At 58.4% G+C, this 18,947-nt stretch carries 18 protein-coding genes; 1 reads left to right on the top strand and 17 read right to left on the bottom strand.

The window, feature by feature from the left end; translation table 11 throughout:
- Positions 1-503 precede the first annotated feature (503 nt).
- From ACOERD_RS24455 to ACOERD_RS24510, 12 genes are all read right to left on the bottom strand, one after another.
- On the bottom strand, positions 504-911 hold the full coding sequence (locus ACOERD_RS24455; RefSeq protein WP_419740778.1) for a universal stress protein: 408 nt from the start codon (positions 909-911) through the stop codon (positions 504-506).
- A gap of 71 nt (positions 912-982) precedes the next feature.
- Positions 983-1,993: an Ldh family oxidoreductase gene (locus ACOERD_RS24460; protein ID WP_419740779.1), complete on the bottom strand. Its 1,011-nt coding sequence runs from the start codon at positions 1,991-1,993 to the stop codon at positions 983-985.
- Between the two features lie 49 nt (positions 1,994-2,042).
- Positions 2,043-3,224: a UxaA family hydrolase gene (locus ACOERD_RS24465; protein ID WP_419740780.1), complete on the bottom strand. Its 1,182-nt coding sequence runs from the start codon at positions 3,222-3,224 to the stop codon at positions 2,043-2,045.
- Between the two features lie 12 nt (positions 3,225-3,236).
- On the bottom strand, positions 3,237-3,527 hold the full coding sequence (locus ACOERD_RS24470) for a UxaA family hydrolase (protein WP_170378184.1): 291 nt from the start codon (positions 3,525-3,527) through the stop codon (positions 3,237-3,239).
- A 22-nt stretch (positions 3,528-3,549) separates the two neighbouring features.
- Positions 3,550-4,581, bottom strand: a complete 1,032-nt coding sequence (locus ACOERD_RS24475) for an IS110 family transposase (protein ID WP_419740781.1) — start codon at positions 4,579-4,581, stop codon at positions 3,550-3,552.
- A 246-nt stretch (positions 4,582-4,827) separates the two neighbouring features.
- Positions 4,828-5,808, bottom strand: a complete 981-nt coding sequence (locus tag ACOERD_RS24480; protein ID WP_419740782.1) for a zinc-dependent alcohol dehydrogenase — start codon at positions 5,806-5,808, stop codon at positions 4,828-4,830.
- On the bottom strand, positions 5,805-6,527 hold the full coding sequence (locus ACOERD_RS24485) for an SDR family NAD(P)-dependent oxidoreductase (protein WP_419740783.1): 723 nt from the start codon (positions 6,525-6,527) through the stop codon (positions 5,805-5,807). The genes ACOERD_RS24480 and ACOERD_RS24485 overlap by 4 nt, the downstream gene beginning before the upstream one ends.
- Positions 6,528-6,568: 41 nt before the next feature.
- On the bottom strand, positions 6,569-7,876 hold the full coding sequence (gene hisD / locus ACOERD_RS24490) for a histidinol dehydrogenase (protein ID WP_419740784.1): 1,308 nt from the start codon (positions 7,874-7,876) through the stop codon (positions 6,569-6,571).
- 10 nt (positions 7,877-7,886) lie between these two features.
- Positions 7,887-9,215 (bottom strand): TRAP transporter large permease, encoded by a 1,329-nt coding sequence (locus tag ACOERD_RS24495; RefSeq protein ID WP_170643943.1) that lies wholly within the window; start codon positions 9,213-9,215, stop codon positions 7,887-7,889.
- A gap of 11 nt (positions 9,216-9,226) precedes the next feature.
- Entirely contained in the window at positions 9,227-9,742 is a 516-nt protein-coding gene (locus tag ACOERD_RS24500) for a TRAP transporter small permease (RefSeq protein WP_170378174.1), read from the bottom strand.
- A gap of 115 nt (positions 9,743-9,857) precedes the next feature.
- Complete coding sequence (locus tag ACOERD_RS24505) at positions 9,858-11,003, bottom strand: TRAP transporter substrate-binding protein (protein WP_170467626.1); 1,146 nt, start codon at positions 11,001-11,003, stop codon at positions 9,858-9,860.
- A gap of 26 nt (positions 11,004-11,029) precedes the next feature.
- The gene (locus tag ACOERD_RS24510; protein WP_170467628.1) at positions 11,030-11,212 is read right to left on the bottom strand and encodes a hypothetical protein; all 183 of its coding nucleotides are present in this window, start codon (positions 11,210-11,212) and stop codon (positions 11,030-11,032) included.
- A gap of 152 nt (positions 11,213-11,364) precedes the next feature.
- Between ACOERD_RS24510 and ACOERD_RS24515 the strand changes: the two genes are divergently transcribed.
- A complete protein-coding gene (locus tag ACOERD_RS24515) occupies positions 11,365-12,405 on the top strand; it encodes a LacI family DNA-binding transcriptional regulator (RefSeq protein WP_419740785.1) in 1,041 nt (346 codons plus the stop codon).
- A 98-nt stretch (positions 12,406-12,503) separates the two neighbouring features.
- On the opposite strand, the gene ACOERD_RS24520 is transcribed toward ACOERD_RS24515, so the two are convergent.
- The 5 genes from ACOERD_RS24520 to ACOERD_RS24540 form a co-directional block, all read right to left on the bottom strand.
- Entirely contained in the window at positions 12,504-13,448 is a 945-nt protein-coding gene (locus tag ACOERD_RS24520) for an ABC transporter substrate-binding protein (protein ID WP_170689178.1), read from the bottom strand.
- A gap of 20 nt (positions 13,449-13,468) precedes the next feature.
- Positions 13,469-14,500, bottom strand: coding sequence for an IS110 family transposase (locus tag ACOERD_RS24525; RefSeq protein ID WP_419737763.1), 1,032 nt, complete (start codon positions 14,498-14,500; stop codon positions 13,469-13,471).
- 274 nt (positions 14,501-14,774) lie between these two features.
- Entirely contained in the window at positions 14,775-15,782 is a 1,008-nt protein-coding gene (locus ACOERD_RS24530; protein WP_419740786.1) for an ABC transporter permease, read from the bottom strand.
- A complete protein-coding gene (locus ACOERD_RS24535; RefSeq protein WP_419740787.1) occupies positions 15,782-17,305 on the bottom strand; it encodes a sugar ABC transporter ATP-binding protein in 1,524 nt (507 codons plus the stop codon). Before ACOERD_RS24535 ends, ACOERD_RS24530 begins: the two co-directional genes overlap by 1 nt.
- A 41-nt stretch (positions 17,306-17,346) precedes the next feature.
- Positions 17,347-18,900 carry a UxaA family hydrolase gene (locus ACOERD_RS24540; RefSeq protein ID WP_419740788.1) on the bottom strand — a complete coding sequence of 518 codons (1,554 nt, stop codon included), beginning with the start codon at positions 18,898-18,900 and terminating at the stop codon, positions 17,347-17,349.
- Between the last annotated feature and the right edge of the window lie 47 nt (positions 18,901-18,947).

An 18,947-nucleotide genomic window follows, 5' to 3' on the forward strand; every position in this document is an offset into this window, starting at 1 on the left:
TTCATGATCAAAGGGGACCGGGATCATGAACTGGTCAATCTCAACGACACCCGTCAGCAGAGATCGCGTTAGAATTTTATAGTCGGTTCGGACCTGACCGATCAGTTCGGCCAGGATCATGCCGTCGACAAGTCCGTGCGGGTGATTGGCGACAACCACCACGGTCCCTTTGCTCGGGATTTGACGAATTTCTTCATCGGGTGTTTGCAGCGCGATGCCCATCACCTCAAGGGCCTGCCCCCAGAAGGGTTGCCCAACGGGCACGCCCATTGCCTCGAATTTTCGGATGCGACGCAACAAATGGAATTTGCTTGTAGTCAGCTCAATAGCTTTGATCGCCCATCGCTGTACCGGGTTGCTGAATGTGGACGCATAAGACAAGCGGCGCCGATCATAGGGCTGCTCGCTCAGGTTTGTTCCGTCGCTCTGGCCAAGCAACAGCCGAGTCTCTTTGTCCGGGCGGCCAGTACCGGGTCTTTTGAGGGTCTGAGGCCCCTTGCCTCTCATCGAAGGATGAAGACGGAACACGGCGCGCGGCGCGAAATACGCGACGCCGTTGAGCCCAGAAGATAATCCCGAACGCCAGGCTTGTGAGATCCGACAATAACCAAATCAACATTGCTTTCGCGGGCATACTCCGCGACCTTCAGGCCCGGCTTGCCAGTGATAACTTCGGTCGAGATGTCGTCCGCGCCGCTCGCAAGGCGATCCAGTTCGTCCTTGATACGTGCTGTCAGGTGGTTCTCGGGTTTCGACTCCACGAATTCGGCGACGAAACCGGGTATGTCTTCCAGCACTGTCAACAAGGTCATCCGACCCTCTTCGGCAAGCAAACGCCGGCCAGCGGCGATTTTGTTGGCGACGACGCCTTCATGGTCCAGAGCGACCGGGATGAGAATGTGCTTGTACATAGTCAGTTCCTTTGTCGATTTAGGGGGCGTTTGTGGCGACCGTGCCGCGGGAAACGATCATCTTGGCGGCCTCAGACATTTGCACGCGCGAACTCGCGAGCCAGATCAAGATATTGAGCGTGAACCGTTATACCGTGCACCTGCGCGTGGCTGATCAAGTTTGCCCTCCGATCCCCCGGAAGCCGCGCGCCTTCGAGGCTGTCGATGGCCGTCAGCACCATTTCGAGACGTTCCGTGAAGGCGTCCAGATTGCTTGGGCTCATGGCAATCAGGAACTGCCCGGATCCCGGAGAAGGCCCCTCTGCGTCAAAAAAAGAAGCCACGCCATAGCTGGGGTTTGCACCGGTGAAAACCGACGCGAGAACCTCAACCATCAAGGCAAGCGCGGTACCCTTTGCCCCTCCGGCTGGGGCCATGGAACCAGCCAATGCGGCGGCTGGGTCGGTCGTGGGCTTGCCGTCTTTGTCAAAGGCCCAGTCCGGAGGGATGGGCTGGCCTGTCTTTTTAGCATGCATGACCTTGCCGCGCGCAACATTCGAAAGCGCCAGATCAATCACCAGTGGCGGCGCATTGCGCCGCGGAGCTGCAAAGGCGATGGGGTTGGTGCCAAAAACCGGGCTCGCGGCGCCCCAGGGTGCGATTGCCGGAGGGGCATTGGCAAACATCAAGCCGACAAGACCCTCAGCAGCGAGCCTTTCGACCTGCACCGACAACGTCCCCGCATGATGTGAATTTTTGACCGACATCGTGGCCGTGCCGTATGAACGGGCCACGCTGATGCCCTGTGAAATCGCATGATCCAGTGCCGGGTATGCAAAACCAAAATCGGCGTCCGTGGAAATCGCAGTTTGACTGGTCAGGAGAGAAGTAATGTTTGCGTCCCGGTTTATCTTTCCGCTACGTACCTGCGCGACATAGTCCCCAAGGCGCGACAACCCGTGACCTGCCTGGCCTTCGGCTTCTGCGGCCACCAGTGCATTGGCGACGGATTCAGAGTGTTCCTTGGAAACCCCCTGAGCCATCAATGCACCTGAAATGAGGGCCTTAGCCTCGGAAAGGCTGATGTTTTCCGCGTGTTCCATGGTGTTGTTTTTGTGGCGGGGCGGCACCTTTGGGCCGCCCCTGTCCGACTTAGGCGCTGCGATAGAGCTTGGTCATCGAAAACTCGCGATGGCCAAGCGCTTCGGCGGCTGTGTTGCGGCCGTTGGCAGTGCGGCGGATCATGTCGATCAGTACATCGCCCGCTTCGTCAATGGTCTGTTCCCTGCGCAGGATACCCGACACGTCGACGTCCACGTGCTCGCCCATCGTACGCACGGTCCGAGGGTTCGCGGTGATCTTGATAACCGGAACAATCGGGTTGCCCACCACATTGCCTTGACCCGTGGGGAAGGTGTGGATGACAGCGCCACCGGCCGCCATTAGAGTCACACACTCCGCCGCGGCCGAGGAACTGTCCATGAAGTACAGCCCCGCGCCTGAGCTTGGCGCTTCGGCGGCATCGAGGATGTCGATGTATTGCGAGGTCCGACCGATCTTCTCGAGGTTGCCCAAGGCTTTTTCCTCAATCGTGGTCAGGCCGCCTTCGATGTTACCTTTGGTCGGCTGGGAGTCCGAAAGGTCATCAGTTTGATGCGCGAAGATCACGTCGTCCTGATAGGCTTTCCACATCTTGTACCAACGCTCACCCACTTCTTCGTTAATTGCGCGTTTCTGGCAGATGTGCTCAGCGCCCGTAATCTCCGAAGTCTCACCGAAAAAGCCGGTGATGCCCTCGGGCAGCAGCTTGTCGTACATATTGCCAACCGTCGGGCAGGACCCCAAGCCAGTGGTGGTGTCGGACTCACCGCATTTGGTTGAGATCCATAGTTCGTTCAGCGCGCATTCTTCGCGCTGGTATTCCGAGGTCAGATGCACGAATTCCTTCGCGGCCCAGCTGGCTTGGCGTATGGTTTCAAAATCCCCTTTCTGCTCAATCGAGAATTCGGCCACCGGTTTACCGGTTTCGCGAATGCCATCGGCAATCCGTTTGGTCCAACCGGGCTCAATGCCGATCACGACAACTGCCGCCACATTGGGGTTCGCCCCGGTGCCAATCATGGTTCGGAAGTGAAGCTCTAGATCCGCGCCAAACTGCAGGCGGCCATAGGCATGCGGGATCGCGAGTGTGCCTTTGACATTGTTCGCAACGGCTTCGCACGCCGCGTTCGAGATATCGTCGACCGGCAGGATAACCACGTGGTTTCGAACGCCGACACGGCCATTCTCACGACGGTAAGCATGCACAGACATATTTTTGAAATCGAGTGCCATGAAGAGGACTCCTTACCAGCGCTTTGTTTTGCAGTTGTGAGTGTGGACGTGACCGCCCTTGGGGATGTCGGCGATGATCTTGCCGATGTCCTCGCCGTATTTGATCGCGGTATCGCCGTCCTTGAAGTCTTTCAGCGCGATCTTGTGGCCGATCGGCACATCAGCGCCCGATGTCAGACGGAAGGTCGAATTGTCATGGGTTACGCAGACCAGCATATCGGTGCCGGCCGTCAGGCCCTCGACCACGACAACACCGACATTGTCAGCATGTTCGTGGACGAGCAAGTGGGGGATTTCAGCCATTTGTAGTCTCCTATGATGATTGTCAAGCAGGGCATTGATTTTGTTTGATTTTAAATTCGGCAAAATCGTCGAAGACCCAGCCGTTCTTGAGCGTGTCATAGATGATCTTGAGCAGCTTGCGGGCCGTGGCTATGATCGCCTTGCCCGCGCCACGGCGTTCCTTGATGCGCCGATAATAACTGTTGAGATATCCCGAATAGCGGATCGCGATGAGCGTACATTGCACCAGCGTGGTGCGCATGAGCTTGTTGCCGCGCTTCGTGATCCGCCCGTGATGTTCGGTTTCGTTCGAGTTACTCACCTTGGGCACGATGCCGACATAGGCGGCCAGCTTGTCCGCGTCGGAGAAGTCTTCAACCCTGCCGATCCCCGCCAGCAGGACCGCGGCAGATCGCGCACCGATCCCCTTGATGCTGGTGAGCCCCTCAAAGCCTTTCATGGCCGAGGCGGCCTCCTCGATGGCCTTGTAGATACGGTTCAGGGTCTCGGTCAGGCCGAGCGCCTGGTCCCGCAATGCCGCCAGTTCGACCTGCTCAAGCGGTGTGAAGCGGCTGAGATCCAGGTCGCGCAGGCGCTTCTTGCTGGACAACCCTTCCTTCTTCAGCTTCATGCCGTGACGGACAAACATCGCGTGGATGCCGTTCAGCAGCATGGTGCGCTGTTTGACCAGCATGTCACGCGTCCGGGTCAGCGAGGCCAGTTCGCTTTCCTGAGTGGACTTGAGCCGGGTTTCCGGCAGCATGTCCTTCGACAGGAAGAAGGCCAAAGCGCGCGCATCGTTCTTGTCGGTCTTTTTCACCGATGTGCGGATCACTTTAAACTGGCGCGGGTTGACCACAACGATCCGGCCGACACAGGGTTCCACCTCACCGCAGAACCAGGCCGTGTTGCCGGTGGCCTCGACCGCCAGTTCGTCATCCGCATCAAGGCTCTGACAGAACCGCTCAAGCGCCTGCGCGGACAGATGAAAGGTTTGGAATGTTTCCGATCCGTCCGTCTCACGCCGACAGATCGTGAAGGAATTCGTATGAAGATCGACACCTATGTAAGCCATGGCTATACTCCCTGCTCAAGGAGGCGGAGCCCCCAATGGGGCGTGAACGGCCAAACCAAGCTCCTATGCAGGATCACCGGCCAAAACCGGGCCCTATGGGGGCTGTTCGGAAACAGGCGAAAGCTAAGCTCCTCAACAGGGTCACAATGCCCTAAGACACAATTCAGCCTGAGACCTATCCGCCTCCCCGAATCCTCTAACAGATTCAGGGCGTTTGGCCGATCACAAATCATTCATACCCCCTCCTCAGGCATCAGGTTTTAGAATGATTTTCGGGGCCGCAACGTGCCCTGCCAGAATGTCCTCGAAAGCATGCGCGCCATCTGACAACGGACGGCTTTCCACCCAGTCCAGCGCGCCCAGCCTGCCCTCGAACATGGCTGCGGCGGTGTCGCGGAAATCCTGTGCGGTATAGGTGTAGGTGCCGATGAAGGTGATTTCCTGCAGCGTCATGCGACGAACATCCAAACCGCCTGTGTCTTCACCCAGGCCGATGTGCAGAACCACACCTCCGGGCTTGGCAGCTGCAGAAGCAGCCGCTCTTGTCGCCGCAAATCCGACAGCGTCGACAACAACAGGGAATTCGCCCTGAACCTCTTTGGCGACCTGCATTCCGCAGGTGGCGGCGAGGTATTCTCGGCGGAGGTCATTTCTCTCGACGATTACAACTTCCTCAAAGTCCATCGCTTGAAGAGACAAAGCGGCGGCCACTCCAATTGCGCCGCCACCAATGACAAGCGCTTGGCGCGGTTCCGATGGATGCAGCGCCTCAACGCCAAGCCGGGCCGCATGCCAGCCGACGGCGATGGGTTCGGCCAGTGCCGCTTTGGCCAGTGAAACATCGTCAGGCACTGTGACCAGATTGGCTTCGGGGATCCGCACAAGCTCGGCGAAAGCGCCCTCGCGCGGGGGCATCGAGATGATCTGCCGCGTCGGACACAGGTTTTCACGTCCGGAAACACAGGCCGGACAGGCACCGCAATTGACCAGAGGGTTGATCGTCACACGCTCACCTGCGCGGGGTCCGTCAACGATGATGCCAGCCGCCTCGTGCCCAAGGATAAGAGGGGCCGGGCGGCGGTTGTCGTGACCCAGATAGGCATGCATGTCAGAGCCACAGATGCCCACGCTTTCCACCCGGATCAGCGCCTCGCCCAGCTGTGGGGTTGGGTCCCTGGTCTCTTCGTAAGACAGGGCCTGAACGTCGGTATAAACAAGAGCTTTCATTTGGCGGTGAACCCTCCATCCAGCATCAGGAGTTGGCCGGTCACGTAGCGAGAGGCTTCTGAACACAGAAAGAGCAAAGGCCCATCGAGATCTCCGAGCGCCCCGTTGCGGCCAATGCAAGTTTGAGCCGCGTTTCGTTCGGCACGTTCGGGATCAGCAAAGACCGCCGCAGTCAGTTCGGTCTCAAAAAAGCCCGGGCCAATCGCATTTGTGTTGATCCCCGCAGACGACCACGCCTCGGCCATGTCGCGGGTCATCTGGGCCACGCCACCCTTTGAAGCGCCATAGGGAAGTCCGTTTGGAAAGGCGCGGAAGGATTGTAGCGAGGCAAAGTTGACGATCCGCCCCCAGCCTTCTTCCTTCATGGCCGGAACAAAAGCCTGGCTCAGGAAGAAGGGGGCAGACAAGTTGACCGCGAGGGTCGCGTTCCAAATTTCTGGTGACAGGTCCTCGGCTGGCAATCTTGGGTTGAGACCCGCAGCATGAACAAGAATATCCGGCGCGCCGAACGGAGCAGCTATTTCGCGCACCAGCTCCGGTTGGTTTTCAAGATCGGCCACATCGCCAGCGAGGACGGCAACGTTTCCGCCCATCTGGTCCGCCCAGCTTGCCAAGGCTTCGGCGCGGCGGGCGACGCCCACCACCTTTGCACCGGATTTCGCCAAGATCGTTGCCGCTTGTTGACCGAGGCCTGAACTGGCCCCGGTCACAACGGCCACGTGGCCATCAACGCTGAATAATCGAGAGGAAGACAAGTGTTCTAGCCTTGCGCCGTCAGGTTGAATTCTTCGTCCGGGAAGTATTTCTTCAGGCGGATGTCGGCGGTGCGTGCGTGGCCCTCCATGCCCTCGAGTCGTGCAATCCGTGCGGTCGCTTCAGCGACGGGCTTGGCACCTTCACGGGTCGCGCGCTGCCAGGTCACGATTTTCATGTACTTGTGCACACTCAGGCCACCTGTGTAGCTGGCCGCCCCAGAGGTCGGAAGCACATGGTTCGTTCCCGCCGCCTTGTCGCCAAAGGCCACGGTGGTTTCCTCGCCCAAGAACAGCGAGCCATAGCAACTGAGGCGATCCAGCCACCACTCCAGATCTTCCGCCTGAACCGTCAGGTGTTCGGGTGCATAAGCATCGGAAGTTGCGGCCATTTCCTCACGATCCGCGCAAAGGATTACCTCTGCGTAATCGCGCCAGGCGGCGGTGGCATTGTCGCGGTTCACTTCCGGTAGATCGGCAATCAGCTCTGGCACCAGGCGCATGACTTCTTCGGCCAGGGCACGGTCATCGGTGACCAGCCAGACCGGCGAGTTATAACCATGCTCGGCCTGACCCACGAGATCGGCTGCAACCACCATCGGATCGGCTGTTTTGTCGGCCAGGATCAGGCTGTCGGTCGGGCCAGCAATCATGTCGATGCCGACACGGCCGAACAGCATCCGCTTCGCCTCAGCCACAAACTGGTTTCCCGGACCCACGAGAATATTGGCCTTGGGTAAGCCGAATAGGCCAAACGTCATCGCCGCAACGCCCTGAACACCGCCCATGGCCAAGATTTTATCTGCACCACAGGTATGCGCCGCATAGATGATGGCAGGCGCGATACCTACGTCGGGGCGTGGTGGAGAACACGCGACGATGTGCTTACACCCAGCGACTTTTGCCGTGGTGACGGTCATGATCGCGCTTGCGATATGGCTATACCGCCCGCCGGGCACATAGCAGCCTGCGGCATCCACCGGGATCGCCTTCTGACCGGCGATAAAGCCCGGCACGACCTCGGTTTCAAAGTCCTTGACCGTGCCCAACTGCGCCTCAGCGAACTTCTTAACGTTGGCGTGGCTGAACTGTATGTCCTGCTTCAGCTTTTCGGGCACGAGGGCCGACGCAGCCTCGATGGCCTCAGGTGACAACAGGATTTCACCATCGTAATTGTCAAACTTCCGGGCGTAGGCCATGGCTGCCTCATCCCCGCCGGCCTCGATTTCATCAAGAATGTTGCGGACGATTTTCTTGGTTTCCGAAGCATCGCTTTTCGAGGTCAGCGTCGCTTTTTTGAGATATTCTCTCGGCATTGATTGCTTCCTATTTGTAAATATCTGGCAGAAGAACGGTCGAGATCGTCGGCACGTAAGCGATGAACAGGGTGACGATCAGCATGAACAGGACGAACGGAATGGCGCGATAAGCGATCTTCAGGATCGACTCGCCCGTTATCCCTGCGACCACGAAAAGGTTTAGCCCCAAGGGTGGCGTGATAAAACCAACGCCCAAAGCTGTGATCATCATGATGCAGAACTGGATCTCGTTCATGCCGATGTCATCTGCCAGAGGCTTAAGGATCGGCGCGAGGATCACGATGTTCGGCGTCGTCTCCATCACGCAGCCCGCTGCGATCAGGATGCCGACCATCATCAGGATAAGGACAAGCGGTTCGTCACTGACAGAGGTGGCGGCTGCCACAAAGCCTTGCGGGACGCCAATGATGGCCAGTGCTTCGGCCAAGGGAGCCGAAAAGGCGATGATCGGCAGAATGACCCCGTTCACCTTGGCTGAACTAACCAGCATCGCTGGAAAATCGCTCAGGCTCAGAGTGCGCAGGATGAACCCCATGACGATCGTCACCACCACGGCTGTAGCGCCTGCTTCGGTCGGCGTCAATCGACCCGAAAAGATGCCGTAGAAGATGATGCCGGGCACCAGGAAGGCATACCAACCTGACTTCAGGGCTTTGCCTAGCCGCGAGAAGTATTCTCCCATGCTGATGTTGCCGCCACCTTCCCAGCCCTTGAGGCGGTTCATGATGATGTTGGTGGCAAGAATGGACAGAAGGATCGCGATGCCGGGGATCAGAGCGGCCAGGAACAGTGTCGAGGCAGAAATGCCCAGAACAAGGCCGATGATGATATAGGCGATCGATGGCGGGATCAGGATGCCGGTACAGGCACCCGCCGCAACTAGTGCGCAAGCATATGGCCGGGGATAGCCGGATTCGACCAGTCGGTCGATCGTCATGCGGCCAACAGCTGCTGCCCCTGCGGCGTCCGAGCCCGAAATCGCGGCGAACATACCGCAGACAAGCACCGTGGCTGATCCAAAGCCGCCCTTGGCGAATTGTGTTAGAGCCTCAGCCACATCAAGAAATTTTCGACTGAGCCCCGTTCTGACTAGGACGTCGCCCGTTAAGATAAACAGCGGCACAGCCGTCAGCGCGAAAAAGTCGATGCCAGAGAACAACTTTTCCCCGACGAGGCTCAAAGGCAGAGCCCCTGACCAGACAAGCATCAGGATCGCGGCGGAACCGATGGCGGCCCAGACGGGAACGGCAAGTGCGACAAGGACGACGAACAGGATGACCGGGCCATAAAAATCCCAGCCGAGGATAACGGATTGATCGAGTTGGTTCCAAAGCATGTCCAGCCCCCTCAGTCGAACAGTTTGTCACCTTCGTAGACGGGGCGACCCGCACGAAGGTCCGCGATGTCGCGGAGGATGGATTGGAAGAGGCGAAGCAGAACCAGTGCGAAACCAATTGGAACGGCCATCAGGAACCAGACGCGGCTGATGCGCAGACCGTCTGTCACAGATCCAAATTTTGCGGAAACGTGGACTGTTTCATACGAGTAGTAGAGCGCCACGACTGACACAGCGACCATCACAAAATCGCCAAAGAGATAGAGGAGCGCCTTAATCCGCGGGCTGACGTAGTGCATGATCACGTCAATGCGGATATGTCCGCGTTCACGAACCGCAGCGGCCGCGCCGATCCAGGCGAGGTAGATGAACGAGTAACGGACGATTTCCTCACCCCAGATCGAGGAATAGGACAACAACTCGCGCCGAAGCACTTCGATGAACATCGTCGCCACCAGCATCGTGTAGAACACGAGCAGCAGCCAGCGCTCGGCATTCCGGTTCAGTTCTTGCAGTATTCGTTGCATGCAATCCTCCCGTTCACCGGCACCTCAAGGGCAGCCGGCAGCCGGATTTCCAAGTTGTCGTCAGATTTTTGGGGCGGCCAGTCACCATGCCGCCCCTGAAACGCGACGAGGCGTATCAAGCATCGTGGACGTAGTAGCGCCCTTTTGTGCCAGCCGCTTCTTCCAGCTTGGCAAAGTTGTCCATGGAACCGGCGAGCTCGACCTTGAACTCGTCCCAATCGGACAATTGGTACCCACCAGCGGCTTTCCATTCCGCCAGCTGATCCTCGCTGAGGCTGTGGAACTCGACACCCGCTTTGCGCAATTCCGCCATTGCGTAGGTGCGCGCAGATGGAACTTTGGCCAGGTTCTGATGCGAGGTCAGCTCGCCCGCGAACTCGATGCCTTCCTGCACATCTGCCGGTAGCGAGTTGAACCATTCCAGATTCATCGAGTAAATCTGGCTGTCCGGCACCGCCTGTGTAAAGGTGACATGGCTCAGGATGTCCTTGAAACCAAACACAAAGAGCGCACCAACCGACGGGTCGAGAGCATCCGCAACGCCCTGTTTGATCGCCGAAGGCGTTTCGCCCCAAGCCACCGGCGTCGGGTTCGCGCCGACCATGCGATAGTATTGCTGCAGCATCTTCGAGCCGGGCACGCGGAACTTGACCCCTGCCATGTCGCCGGGCGTGATCACGGCGTTTCCGCCCTTGCGCACGGCCACAACACGTGGGTCGATATTGATGTAGAAAAGCGCCTTGAAACCTGCGGCTTCGATCTTGGGGTGAACTTCGGCTTTCCACGCATCCGAGGTCACAAGGTTGGTGAAGCGCTGGTTCGAGCCGCAGAAATAGGGCATGTTGATCAGGTCAGCCGCGCTCGCATAGGGCGCGAAATTCGACAGGGAATGCTGCGCGCATTGGATGGTGCCAGCCTGCACCGCCTGCACCAAGGCGCCACCGGCCCCGAGCTGACCACCCGGTGCCAGCTTGACATAGACCTTGCCATTGGTGGCGTTCTGGATGTTTTCCTTCAGGTCCAGCTGCATAATCGGATAGCTGCGCGACGCACCCAGGACATAGGCTGTCGCAAGGGTCATCGTGAATTCCGCTGCATCCTCGCGTTCACGCTCTTCCTTGGCGGTTTGTGCCGCAGCCTCGCTAGACCACAAGGTCCCCGCAGCCCCTGCAACCAACGCTGCGGTAAAGCTACCGCTTCCAGCCAGCTTCAAGAAGTTCCGGCGTGAAGCCGAAGCCAATTCCTGCTTTTCACGATCCATGTTTTCCTCCCTATGGGTCATGTCATTTATTGTTTTTTTGATTGTGCAGCCGCCTCTTTCCTTAGCGTGACGACAACGAATGCGAGCGATGCCGCGAAGAGCAACACCATCTCTCCTACGTCGCCCAGGAACTGGCCGTAGCCAAATGCGCCCGCGACGACGTTGATCAGGAACGCCAGAAAAAGCGCAATGGCCGCAAATATGAACATTGCCAAACCCCCTCCTCTCCGATTCGAAGCCACTGTAAGCGCTTACATTTTGCATTGCAAGCGCTTACACTGTACCTAGAAGGGCACGCCAGTTGACCCCGCATTCCGAAGGGCGCAAATGGAGCGCCAAGACCACGAGTGTATTTAAGTAGATGACGAAGGCACCTTTTCCAGACGAGCCAAGCCGGACGTCACCAACGCTGGAAGACGTTGCGCAACGTGCAGGCGTTTCGACGGCCACGGTTTCGAGGTGCCTCAACAATCCCAAAATGGTATCCGAGAAAACGCGCGAGCGGGTCCTCAGCGCGGTTAAAACACTTGGCTATACACCGAATTTCGGGGCTCAAGCCCTTGCCGCCAAGCGCACCAGAACCTTTGGCGCAATTATCCCGACGATGGAAAACGCCATCTTCGCACGTGGCCTCCAAGCGTTTCAGGAAGAGCTTCAGAGGCATGGCATAACCCTCCTTGTCGCCAGCTCTTCATATAACCCTGAGCTTGAGGAAGAGCAGATCCGCAGCCTTGTGGCACGCGGTGCGGATGCGCTTTTGCTGATTGGCTTTGACCGGACCCCACAGGTTTACGAGTTCCTTAAGAAACAACGGATCCCGTGTGTGGTCGCCTGGGTTTATGATCCCAGCCAATCGCACCTGTCCATCGGGTTCGACAACCGAAGCGCCATGCGCGCGCTGACCGAACAGGTACTCGACCTGGGACATCGCGCCATTGCCTTTGTCACAGCCGAGCGGGACGGCAATGACCGGGCTCGGTTGCGCTGTGAGGGCGTGGAACAAGCGATGTTGTCTCGGAACCTTGATGTCGGCAATTTGCACGTCATCGAAGCGCCCTACTCGATCGACAACGGAGCCCGCGCCCTAGAGGCGGCGATGGAATTGGACCCAAGACCGACTGCGATCCTGTGTGGCAACGATGTGCTTGCCGCTGGTGCTCTCAGGCAGGCCCGGAAAATGGGCCTTGAAGTGCCGCGAGATGTGTCCATCACCGGGTTTGATGACATTGAAATAGCCGAGATCGTAACACCAGCTCTAACAACGGTTCATGTTCCGCATCGCAATATGGGTAAAGGGGCCGCTCGTATGCTGGTCGCCTTGCGCAAGGGTGAGGATGCGGGGTCAAGTGTACAGCTCGAAGCCACGACAAAGATACGCGAGTCACTCGGACCTGCGCCTTAGGCCTAGGACACATGGCCACTAGTTGACCCGACCTATCTCTAAAGCATCCGGCCCACCCAGTAAGGGCAGGCCGGACAGGTCGTCGTGAGTGGATGGTCTTAGTCGTACAGAACCGCCGAGATTTTCGGGTCGTCGATATTCGAGGCATCGTAGTAGTAGAAGCCCGTGTCGATCAGGGTCGGTACTTCTTCACCGTTCAGGGCCGAAACGGCGGCTTTTACGGTTTCATAGCCAATGCCAACGGGGTTCTGCGTGATCGCACCCGCCATCAGGCCGCTTTTGATCGCGTCTTTCTGTGCTTTGCCACTGTCATAGCCGATGATGACCAGACCTTCGGTGCCCAGTTCCTGAACGCCATTCACAACACCGATGGCCGAGCCTTCGTTGGTGCCGAAGATACCATTCAGATCCGGGTTTGCAGTCAGGATTGCCTTGGTCACCTCGGTCGATTTCAGGTGATCGCCCTGACCGTATTGAACCGTGACAACTTCGATGTCCGGATATTTCTCGGCGATACGGTTGACGAACCCGTCGCGGCGGTCGATCCCCGTACGGCTGGTCTGGTCATGCGCCACAACAGCGACTTTGCCCTTGCCCCCGATCTTCTCGGCCATCTTGTCCGCAGCCAGACCGGCCGCTGCTAGGTTATCCGTGGTTGCGGTCGAAAGCGGGATGTCGCTGTCGACGCCGCTGTCGAAGGCAATGATCGGAATGCCTTTGTCATTGGCCTGTTTCAGCAGCGGGATCGCCGCCTGGCTGTCCAGCGCGGCAAAGCCGATGGCCTTGGGGTTGTTGGCCAGGGCTGCAGCCAGCATGTCGATCTGACGGTCCACCATTGTTTCGTTGTCAGGGCCTTCGAAGGTGATGGTGACGTCAAACTCATCCGCTGCCTGCTCGGCCCCGGACTTCACCGCCTGCCAGAACTGGTGCTGGAAGCCTTTGGACACCAGCGGGATATAGATTTCTTCGGCAGCCGCCATCGAGGCGGGACCTGCCAGGGTGGCCGCACTCAGCGCCCCCAGAATGAAACGACGTGAAAACATGTTTTCTCCTATGATGATTGTCAAGCATGACATTGATTTTGTTTGATTTTAAATTCGACAAAATCGTCGAAGACCCAGCCGTTCTTGAGCGTGTCATAGATGATCTTGAGCAGCTTGCGGGCAGTGGCTATGATCGCCTTGCCCGCGCCACGGCGTTCCTTGATGCGCCGATAATGGCTGTTGAGATATCCCGAATAGCGGATCGCGATGAGCGTACATTGCACCAGCGTGGTGCGCATGAGCTTGTTGCCGCGCTTCGTGATCCGCCCGTGATGTTCGGTTTCGTTTGAGTTGCTCACCTTGGGCACGATGCCGACATAGGCGGCCAGCTTGTCCGCGTCGGAGAAGTCTTCAACCCTGCCGATCCCCGCCAGCAGGACCGCGGCAGATCGCGCACCGATCCCCTTGATGCTGGTGAGCCCCTCAAAGCCTTTCATGGCCGAGGCGGCCTCCTCGATGGCCTTGTCGAGACGGCTCAGGGTTTCGGTCAGGCCGAGCGCCTGGTCCCGCAATGCCGCCAGTTCGACCTGCTCAAGCGGTGTGAAGCGGCTGAGATCCAGGTCGCGCAGGCGCTTCTTGCTGGACAACCCTTCCTTCTTCAGCTTCATGCCGTGGCGGACAAACATCGCGTGGATGCCGTTCAGCAGCATGGTGCGCTGTTTGACCAGCATGTCACGCGTCCGGGTCAGCGAGGCCAGTTCGCTTTCCTGAGTGGACTTGAGCCGGGTTTCCGGCAGCATGTCCTTCGACAGGAAAAACGCCAGGGCGCGGGCATCGTTGCGATCGGTTTTCTTCACCGATGTGCGGATCACTTTAAACTGGCGCGGGTTGACCACAACGATCCGGCCGACACAGGGTTCCACCTCACCGCAGAACCAGGCCGTGTTGCCGGTGGCCTCGACCGCCAGTTCGTCATCCGCATCAAGGCTCTGACAGAACTGCTCAAGCGCCTGCGCGGACAGTTGAAAGGTTTGGAATGTTTCCGATCCGTCCGTCTCACGCCGACAGATCGTGAAGGAATTCGTATGAAGATCGACACCTATGTAAGCCATGGCTATACTCCCTGCTCAAGGAGGCGGAGCCCCCAATGGGGCGTGAACGGCCAAACCAAGCTCCTATGCAGGATCACCGGCCAAAACCGGGCCCTATGGGGGCTGTTCGGAAACAGGCGAAGGCTAAGCTCCACTACAGGGTCACAATGCCCTACGAAAACATCCAGCCTGAGACCTATCCGCCTCCCCGAATCCTCTAACAGATTCAGGGCGTTTGGCCGATCACAAATCATTCATACCCCCTCCACAGTTGGTCGTTTTGTCGTTAGTTTATTCAGCCGGATTTCTTGCGCCGTGCCATGTCGGCATAGACGGCCAGAATGATGATTGCGCCGGTGACAACCGTCTGCCACTCCTGCGCGACGGACAGGACGCGCAGCCCGTTGGTAAGCACCGCCATGATCAAGGCGCCGATCAATGTGCCAAGGATCGTGCCGCGACCGCCCGACAGCGATGTGCCGCCTATGACAACTGCCGCGATGGCCTCCAGCTCATACCCCAGACCCAAGGCAGGCTGTGCCGAGTTCAGACGCGAGGCGATCAGGATACCGCCAATGCCGCAGATAGCCCCGGCCAGCGCATAGATGCGGATCTTCCACATATCGGTGTTCACACCCGACAGGCGCACGGCCTCTTCGTTCGACCCCAGCGCAAAGGTATAGCGGCCCAGAACTGTACGGCTCAGGATATACGAGGCGGCGATGGCGACGATGAACAGGATCAGAACGCCGTTGGGGATGGGCAGCGCTGGGAAGACCTCTCCGATCAGCGACCCGCGCGAGATTTGGTCAAAGCCCGGCGTGTCGTTGAAGTAGATCGGTCGCGTCCCCGAGATCACCAGCGAAAGACCCTTGAGGATCAGCATCATGCCGAGTGTTGCGATGAAGGGTGGGATTTTCATCTTTGCGACGAATGTTCCCGAACACAGGCCACAGAACGCGCCCGCCGCGATTGCCGCTGCGACACCCAATAGCAACGGCATGCCCAGATAGGTCAGCACCACCCCTGCGATCACCGCGCAGAAGGTCATCAACGTGCCCACCGACAGGTCGATCCCGCCGGTGATGATCACCAAAGTCGCGGCAACCGCCAGCACTCCGTTGACCGAGGTCGCCTGCAAAATCGCAATCATGTTCGAGGTTTGCATGAAGTTCGGCGATGCGATCGAAAAGCCGATCAGCAGCGCTACAAGGCTCGCGAAAGCCAGCATTTTCTGGTAGGCGCCGCTTTCCGACAACCCCCCGAGGGGCTTTTTCTTGTCGATATCCGTAGCTGTGGTCATTACATTGTCCCCGTTACCTGCATCGCCGCCGCCCGCTGCGTGGCGAGATGCATGATCTCTTCTTGTGTGGTGTCTTTTCCGCCGGGCAGAATGCCGGTCAGCCGGCCTTCGCACATCACGGCGATGCGGTGGCTGAGGCGCATGATCTCGGGCAATTCCGACGAGATCACGATGATCGTCTTGCCCTGCTCTGCCAGTTCCTCGAGCAGTTTGTAGATTTCGGATTTTGCGCCCACGTCGATGCCCCGTGTGGGTTCATCGAAGATCAGGATATCGCAATCGCGCAGCAGCCATTTGGCGATGACAACCTTTTGCTGATTACCGCCCGATAGCAGCCGAACCTCTTGCACATCCGATGGTGTCCGAATGCCCAGCTGTGCTATGTAGCCTTTGGCCGTGGTGCTGATTTCACTGTCGTTCAGAACACCGCCGGTGCTTGTGAAAAGATCCATTGAAGCCAGCGCGATATTGTCCCGCACATTCATCCCCGTGGCGAGGCCGAAATGCTTGCGATCCTCAGAGAGATACCCGATCCCAGCCTTGACCGCGTCGGTGGGCGATTTGATCGAAACCACCTGACCATGCACCCGGATTTCACCGGCATCTTTTGGATCAGCGCCGAAGATCGCTCGCGCGACCTCGGTTCGGCCAGCGCCCATCAGACCTGCAAAGCCAAGTATTTCACCTTTCTGAACCGAAAAGCTGACATCTTGAATTTCTTTGTTGCGGCTCAGGCCCGTGACTTGTAGCGAAACCTCGGCATCACCCAGATCGGGAACGTCCAAGGGCTCCTCGTTCACCTCACGCCCCACCATCATTGCTATGATCTGGCTGATTGGGGTCTCTGCGGCACCCACCGTGCCGACATATTCTCCGTCGCGCATGACCGTGACCCGGTCCGAGATCTGCTTCAGCTCATCCATTTTGTGGCTGATATAGACGATGCCCACACCTTCTGCCTTGAGGCGGCGGATGATCACGAACAGCTCGGCGATTTCGGCGTCGTTCAGGGCCGCGGTCGGCTCATCCATGATCAGAACTTTCGACCGGAAGGACAAAGCCTTGGCGATCTCGACCATCTGCTGTTTTGCGATGGTAAGGCTGCCGACCAGCGCCTTGGGATCGAGGTTCAGGTTCATCGAGGCGAAGATCTCGGCCGTTTGCGCATTCAGCGCGGCTTCGTCCAGACGACCAAAGCTTTTGCGCGGTTCGCGTCCGATGAAGATATTCTGCGCGACGGTCAGGTCATTCATCAGGCTCAGTTCCTGATGGATGATGCCAATGCCCAGATCCTGTGCCTCGCGCGGGGTGGTTGGGCTAACGGATTTCCCTTCGATCACCAGTTCGCCGCCGTCGCGCTGATAGATCCCGGACAGGATCTTCATCAGCGTGCTTTTCCCGGCACCGTTCTCGCCCATCAGCGCGTGAACTTCACCCGGAAACAGATCGAATTGCACGGATTTCAGCGCATGCACACCGGGAAAGTGCTTATCAATCCCCGTCATGTCGACCAGTTTCGTCATTTCTCCTCCCATTCTGCCCCTCTCCCCAAGGGCGGTGCGGCTTACATCACCGCGCCGATTTGCCAGGGGACGAACTCCACGCCCCCAAAGCCCAGTTCTTCACTTTTGGTTTTCTCGCCCGAGGCGACACGGATCAGAATTTCGAACAGCTCTTCGCCTTTGGCTTCGATGCTGACGCCATCGGTGACGATGTCGCCACAGTTCAGATCCATGTCGTCTGCCATCCGGGCATACATTTCCGAGTTGGTCGCCAATTTGATGCAGGGTGTTGGCTGATAACCCGACACCGAACCACGCCCGGTGGTGAACACGATCAGGTTCGCGCCTGAGGCCACCTGCCCTGTAACCGAGCATGGATCAAATCCGGGGCTGTCCATGAAGACGAACCCGTGTTTTTCCACCTTCTCGCCGAAGTTATAAACATCGCGCAGCGGTGCCGTGCCGCCTTTGGCGACAGCGCCCAGCGACTTCTCCAGAATGGTCGTCAGCCCGCCGCGCTTGTTGCCGGGGCTTGGGTTGTTGTCCATCTCGCCGCCATTGCGCTCGGTGTAGTCTTCCCACCAGTGAATACGCTCTATGAGCTTTTCGCCCACTTCGATGGTCTCGGCGCGGCGGGTCAAAAGATGTTCGGCCCCGTAGATCTCGGACGTCTCGGACAGGATCGTTGTGCCGCCCCGGCGCACCAAAAGGTCGGATGCATATCCAAGGGCTGGATTGGCCGTGATCCCGGAATACCCGTCCGATCCACCGCATTGCATTCCAACCGTGATTGCACTGATGGGAGCGGGCTCGCGCTCGGCTTGATTGGCCAGTTCGGCTATTCCCCGCAGCTCATCCAAACCGCGTTCGATTGTGCGGCGTGTACCACCCTCGTTCTGGATGGTCATGTAACGCAACGCGCCGTCTGACCGGATCGGGCGTCCTCCGACCAAATCAGCGACCTGCATCACCTCACACCCCAACCCGATCAGCAGGATACCTCCGAAATTCGGGTGCTGCGCGTATCCGGCCAATGTCCGGAACAAAGTGGCGTAGCCTTCGTCCTTGCCAGACATGCCGCAACCCGTGCCATGCACGATCGGCACCACCCCATCGACATTGGGGAAGTCATCCAGAAGCCCAGACTTTTCGGCCGCCTCGGCAATGAACCTTGCAACAGAGCCCGAGCAATTCACGCTGGTCAGGATGCCGATATAGTTGCGCGTCCCTACCCGGCCATCGGCACGATGATACCCGTCAAACGTGCGATCCGCGGCCAGCGCGGGTAGCGGAGCATTGGCGCTGGCATGCGCATAGTCCTGTTGATGCGCGCCCATCCCCAGATTGTGGACATGGATGTGATCCCCCGGTGCGATGTCGCTTTTGGCCTGACCGATGATCTGGCCGTAACGGATCACGTTTTCACCAGCCCGAATCGGCATCGTCGCAATCTTGTGCCCGCGGGCCACTTGCGAGGTCAGAGGTGTCGGCACATGTGACGGCTGCTCGCCCGCCTGCAAGTCACGCAGGGCAATAACAATATTGTCATCAGGGTTCAGCTGAACGACGTCCCGCGCCGCCTTTCCCAGAACATTTATGCCGTCGTGTGCTTGCATCACTTCCCCGCTTGCTTGGTCCATGTTGCTAAGTGGTAGATCTTCTC

The organism is Ruegeria sp., assembly GCF_965199275.1.
Lineage (GTDB): Bacteria > Pseudomonadota > Alphaproteobacteria > Rhodobacterales > Rhodobacteraceae > Ruegeria.

Coding starts and splice junctions, on each gene's coding strand:
- ACOERD_RS24455 (WP_419740778.1), bottom strand. CDS start 911: ATGTACAAGCACATTCTCATCCCGGTCGCTCTGGACCATGAAGGCGTC.
- ACOERD_RS24460 (WP_419740779.1), bottom strand. CDS start 1,993: ATGGAACACGCGGAAAACATCAGCCTTTCCGAGGCTAAGGCCCTCATT.
- ACOERD_RS24465 (WP_419740780.1), bottom strand. CDS start 3,224: ATGGCACTCGATTTCAAAAATATGTCTGTGCATGCTTACCGTCGTGAG.
- ACOERD_RS24470 (WP_170378184.1), bottom strand. CDS start 3,527: ATGGCTGAAATCCCCCACTTGCTCGTCCACGAACATGCTGACAATGTC.
- ACOERD_RS24475 (WP_419740781.1), bottom strand. CDS start 4,581: ATGGCTTACATAGGTGTCGATCTTCATACGAATTCCTTCACGATCTGT.
- ACOERD_RS24480 (WP_419740782.1), bottom strand. CDS start 5,808: ATGAAAGCTCTTGTTTATACCGACGTTCAGGCCCTGTCTTACGAAGAG.
- hisD (WP_419740784.1), bottom strand. CDS start 7,876: ATGCCGAGAGAATATCTCAAAAAAGCGACGCTGACCTCGAAAAGCGAT.
- ACOERD_RS24495 (WP_170643943.1), bottom strand. CDS start 9,215: ATGCTTTGGAACCAACTCGATCAATCCGTTATCCTCGGCTGGGATTTT.
- ACOERD_RS24500 (WP_170378174.1), bottom strand. CDS start 9,742: ATGCAACGAATACTGCAAGAACTGAACCGGAATGCCGAGCGCTGGCTG.
- ACOERD_RS24505 (WP_170467626.1), bottom strand. CDS start 11,003: ATGGATCGTGAAAAGCAGGAATTGGCTTCGGCTTCACGCCGGAACTTC.
- ACOERD_RS24510 (WP_170467628.1), bottom strand. CDS start 11,212: ATGTTCATATTTGCGGCCATTGCGCTTTTTCTGGCGTTCCTGATCAAC.
- ACOERD_RS24515 (WP_419740785.1), top strand. CDS start 11,365: ATGACGAAGGCACCTTTTCCAGACGAGCCAAGCCGGACGTCACCAACG.
- ACOERD_RS24520 (WP_170689178.1), bottom strand. CDS start 13,448: ATGTTTTCACGTCGTTTCATTCTGGGGGCGCTGAGTGCGGCCACCCTG.
- ACOERD_RS24525 (WP_419737763.1), bottom strand. CDS start 14,500: ATGGCTTACATAGGTGTCGATCTTCATACGAATTCCTTCACGATCTGT.
- ACOERD_RS24530 (WP_419740786.1), bottom strand. CDS start 15,782: ATGACCACAGCTACGGATATCGACAAGAAAAAGCCCCTCGGGGGGTTG.
- ACOERD_RS24535 (WP_419740787.1), bottom strand. CDS start 17,305: ATGACGAAACTGGTCGACATGACGGGGATTGATAAGCACTTTCCCGGT.
- ACOERD_RS24540 (WP_419740788.1), bottom strand. CDS start 18,900: ATGCAAGCACACGACGGCATAAATGTTCTGGGAAAGGCGGCGCGGGAC.